Below are 4,720 nucleotides of genomic sequence, written 5' to 3' on the forward strand. Positions count from 1 at the left end.
CAGCCGGGACCAGTTGGTCCAACGTTACCATCTCGAGCGCGGTCTGTTCGGGGGCGGGTCGCTTCAACATGACCCAGTGAATCAAAAACCCCCGGCTAACGCCAGGGGTTTGTCAGCAGTCTGAGCCGGGCGCAAGGCCCGGCTTTTCCGTGTCGTGGCTTCTAACGACTTAAAACTTCATACCGACGCCGAAGGTGACGCGGTTGTCCGAAGACTTGACCTTGCCGGTGTCGCCGAAGTTCTTGCTGCCGTAGTCGGTGTAGCGATATTCGACGCGGCCGAACACGTTGTCCGTGATCTTGATGTCGGTACCGGCGCCGGCCGTCCAGCCGAGCATGGCCTTGTTGTCGTGCACGCCGGTGAAGCTGTCGTCGATCTTCTGATCCTTAACAGCCAGACCGCCCGTGCCATAGAGCAGGATTTCGGGGGTCACGGCATAGCCGAGGCGAGCGCGCAGCGAGCCTTCGATGCCGGTCTTGGCCGAAAGGCCGTTGTCCGAACCCTTGGTGCCGTTGTAGCCGAGGTCGGCTTCAGCACCGTACACGAAGTTCTCCTGCTGCCAGTTGTAGCCGCCGAAAACGCCGCCGATGAAGCCCTTGGTCTTGGCGTCGACGCCCGGGGCCTTCACATGGCCGCCGAAGCCGTAGCCGAGATTGATACCGGCATAGGGGCCGGCCCAGGAAGCGACCGGAAGCTCGGCAACCGGAGCGGGAGCCGGCGGCTCTTCGGAAACGACGTCGGCCGCAAAGGCGGTACCTCCAAGGGCGAACAGCCCGAGCGCAGCGGCGAGCGGCGCGAATTTGAGATTGGTCTTCATTATATACTCCTTAAGCCACAAGACACTTAGGCTTGTTTGTTCATGAAACGCCCCGGCCCGTCCGGGGGGATAAACGGGCTTGGCGCTCAACGGTTCCAAATGTCGTGCTGAAATGCGGCTGAAGCGAACCTGAACTTGGGTCATTCCCCGGCGCGAATGAGGCCGAAAAGTGACGTTGCATCTTCGCAACAGCGAATGTCAGCATGCTAAATATGTTGCGCTGCACACCGCTTGGTTCAAGGGGTCCAGCGACATATATTGCGGTGAGTGGCGCCCCGAATCCGGCGGGGCGCAAGCGCATCCGGGCCGCTTCGCCACATTCCTGCCCTAGGTGGAAACGGCATTTAACGCTTGGCCCGTCATATTGTGCCGGCTTCCCGGAATCGTGAAGCCGATTGAGGATTGACACCATGAGACAAGCCACGGCCGTCGCGCTGGTGACGGGTGGAGCAAGGCGGATCGGCAAGGCGATCGTCGAGGATCTGGCCGCCAATGGCTTCGCCGTCGCCATCCACGCCAACCGGTCAAGCGACGAGGCCGAGGCGCTGGTGCGGAAGATCATGGGCGAGGGCGGTCGCGCCGCCGTGGTCGCCGCCGACCTCACAGACATGGATGCCGTCGGCGATCTTATCGGCAGGGCGCAGGCCGCGCTCGGCCCTGTCACACTGTTGGTCAACAATGCGTCCCTGTTCGTCGACGACCGCGTGGAGGATTTCGACTGGCGGGCCTGGGACCGCCATTTCGCTATCCATGTCAAGACGCCGGCGCTGCTGGCGCAGCACTTCGCCCATGCTCTGCCCGAAGGCGAGGAGGGGCTGATCGTCAACATCATCGACCAGCGCGTCTGGCGGCCGACGCCGCGCTATTTCTCCTATGCGCTGTCGAAATCGGCGCTTTGGACGCAAACTGAGATGCTGGCGCAGGCGCTCGGCCCCCGCATTCGCGTCAACGCCATAGGCCCCGGTCCGACGCTGAAGAACAAGCGCCAGGACGATGATGACTTCGGCAAACAAGTCGAGGGCCTGATCCTGAAGCGTGGCCCGCAATTGCCCGAATTCGGCGCCACGATCCGCTATCTCTGGCAGGCGCGCTCGGTGACAGGCCAGATGATCGCGCTCGACGGCGGCCAGCATCTTGCATGGCAGACGCCCGATGTGACAGGCATGGTGGAATGAGTCCCACAGCCCAAAGACATAGACGCAACGGCGCCGCCGACGACCTGCCGCCCGATGTCGATCTCGACATCGAGGACGAGGCGGCGGAGGAGATCGTCGAACCGGAGTCGATCCCGACAGGCCCCGAAGTCGCGTTCACGGCCATCGACTGGACGCCACATGCCGGCGACGCCGACGGCATGGTCGGTGCCGAGGTGATCCAGACCTTCGTCAAGCGGCTGCCCAACCAGCCCGGCGTCTATCGCATGATGAACGCTGCCGGCGACGTGCTCTATGTCGGCAAGGCGCGCAGCCTGAAGAAGCGCGTCACCAACTACGCGCAGGGGCGCTTCCACACCGCCCGCATCGGCCGCATGGTGCGAGAAACGGCGACGATGGAATTCGTCGTCACCCGCACCGAGATCGAGGCGCTGCTGCTCGAGGCCAACCTCATCAAGCGGCTGAGGCCCCGCTTCAACGTGCTGATGCGGGACGACAAGTCGTTCCCCTACATCCTGCTCACCGGTGACCATGTCTCGCCCGGCATCTACAAGCACCGCGGCGCGCGATCGCGAAAAGGGGACTATTTCGGCCCCTTCGCTTCCGCCGGCGCGGTCGGCCGCACCATCAATTCGCTGCAGCGCGCCTTCCTGCTTCGAAGCTGCACCAACTCCTTCTACGAGAACCGCACAAGGCCCTGCCTGCTCTACCAGATCAAGCGCTGCGCCGGTCCCTGCACCGGCGAGATTTCGCATGAGGGCTATGCCGAGCTGGTCGCGGAAGCCAAGGATTTCCTCTCCGGCCGCAGCCAGAAGGTGAAGACCGAAATCTCGGCCGCCATGCAGCAGGCCTCGGAAGAACTCGATTTCGAGCGCGCCGCCATCTACCGCGACCGTCTTGCCGCGCTCTCGCATGTGCAGGCGCATCAGGGCATCAACCCGCAGACGGTCGAGGAGGCGGACGTCTTCGCCATTCACCAGGAAGGCGGCCAGACCTGCATCCAGGTGTTCTTCTTCCGCACCGGCCAGAACTGGGGTAACCGCGCCTATTTCCCCAAGGCCGATCCGGCGCTCGAGCCGGCCGAGGTGCTGGGCTCGTTCCTGGCGCAATTCTATGACGACAAGCTGCCCGCGCGGACGCTCCTGCTGTCGCAGGCCGTCCAGGAACAGGAGCTGCTCGCCGAGGCGCTCTCCACCCGCGCCGGCCGCAAGATCGCGATCTCGGTGCCGCAGCGCGGCGAGAAGAAGGATCTGACCGACCACGCGCTGCAGAATGCGCGCGAGGCGCTCGGCCGCAGGCTGGCCGAGACCTCGACCCAGGCCCGGCTGCTCAAGGGTTTTGCGGACACCTTCGGCTTGGAAAAACCGCCGGTGCGCATCGAGGTCTACGACAACTCGCACATCATGGGCACCAACGCGGTCGGCGCCATGGTCGTCGCTGGCCCGGAAGGTTTCGTGAAGAACCAGTACCGGAAATTCAACATCCGCTCGACCGAGATCACGCCGGGCGACGATTTCGGCATGATGCGCGAAGTGATGCAGCGGCGCTTTTCGCGGCTGCTCAAGGAGCATGGCGACGTCCAGCCCGGCCCGGCCGTCGAGGACGAAGCCGGCGAGGAGGATCTGGTCGCCGGCAATGGCGGCTTTCCGGCCTGGCCCGACGTCATCCTGATCGACGGCGGCCAGGGCCAGATGACGGCCGTGCGCCAGATCCTGGCCGACCTCGGCGTCGAGGACCGGGTTGTCGCCATCGGTATCGCTAAAGGCCAGGACCGCGACGCCGGCCGCGAGCGCTTCTTCGTCAAGGGCAGGGAAAGCTTCATGCTGCCGGTGCGCGACCCGGTGCTCTATTTCGTCCAGCGCCTGCGCGACGAGGTCCACCGTTTCGCCATCGGCTCGCATCGTGCTCGCCGCAAGAAAGAGATGGTCAAGAGCCCGCTCGACGAGATCGCCGGCATCGGCCCCGGCCGCAAGCGCGCGCTGCTGCTCGCCTTCGGCACCGCCAAGGCGGTCAGCCGCGCCGCGGTCGAGGACCTGATCAAGGTCGACGGCATTTCGGAGCATGTGGCGAAGCTGGTCTACAATCACTTCCACGAGAGCTGAAGGCCGGTTTCGAGCACGGAAGTTTGACAGATCGGACGATGGGCCGCAGAGGCCCCGGTAGACACAAATGCTATTTTTCCCTGGTCAATCGAATCTCGCCTGTTGACCCCCTACATTCGCTTCTGATTTGAGTACGTCTGGCGGAGGAGATTTCCCGAGACGACATGGCACAACGCGCGTTCAACCTGCCGAACATCCTCACCTATGCTCGCATCGTCGCGGTGCCGTTGGTCGTGCTGTGCTTTTTTCTTGAGGGGCATCTGAAGTCGTCCGACTTCGCCCGCTGGTCGGCGCTGGTCATTTTCCTGCTCGCCTCGATCACCGATTACTTCGACGGCTATTTCGCGCGCGCCTGGCAACAGACCTCCAACATCGGCAAGATGCTCGATCCGATCGCCGACAAATTGCTGGTCGCCACCTGCCTGCTCCTGCTTGCCGCCGACACCGACCGCCATGGCGGCATCGCCGGCTGGTCGTTGTGGGCGGCCATCATCATCCTGTGCCGCGAGATCCTGGTCTCGGGCCTGCGCGAATATCTGGCCGCCTTGAAAGTGTCGGTGCCGGTAACCCAACTCGCCAAATGGAAGACCACCATCCAGATGGTCGCCATCGCCTTCCTGCTGGTCGGCCCGGCCGGCGACAAGATC

General features: G+C 63.8%; 4 protein-coding genes. 3 read left to right on the plus strand and 1 reads right to left on the minus strand.

The features are described from left to right. Positions 1-169 precede the first annotated feature (169 nt). A complete protein-coding gene (locus tag EOD07_RS23325) occupies positions 170-817 on the minus strand; it encodes an outer membrane protein (RefSeq protein WP_040984718.1) in 648 nt (215 codons plus the stop codon). A gap of 410 nt (positions 818-1,227) precedes the next feature. Between EOD07_RS23325 and EOD07_RS23330 the strand changes: the two genes are divergently transcribed. From EOD07_RS23330 to pgsA, 3 genes are all read left to right on the plus strand, one after another. Continuing rightward, entirely contained in the window at positions 1,228-1,992 is a 765-nt protein-coding gene (locus EOD07_RS23330) for an SDR family oxidoreductase (RefSeq protein WP_127237134.1), read from the plus strand. Further along, complete coding sequence (gene uvrC, locus EOD07_RS23335) at positions 1,989-4,073, plus strand: excinuclease ABC subunit UvrC (RefSeq protein ID WP_127237135.1); 2,085 nt, start codon at positions 1,989-1,991, stop codon at positions 4,071-4,073. Before EOD07_RS23330 ends, uvrC begins: the two co-directional genes overlap by 4 nt. A 164-nt stretch (positions 4,074-4,237) precedes the next feature. Beyond that, the coding region (pgsA, locus tag EOD07_RS23340; RefSeq protein WP_127237136.1) for a CDP-diacylglycerol--glycerol-3-phosphate 3-phosphatidyltransferase at positions 4,238-4,720 on the plus strand (483 nt) is incomplete at its 3' end.

This window comes from Mesorhizobium sp. M2C.T.Ca.TU.002.02.1.1 (assembly GCF_003997225.1).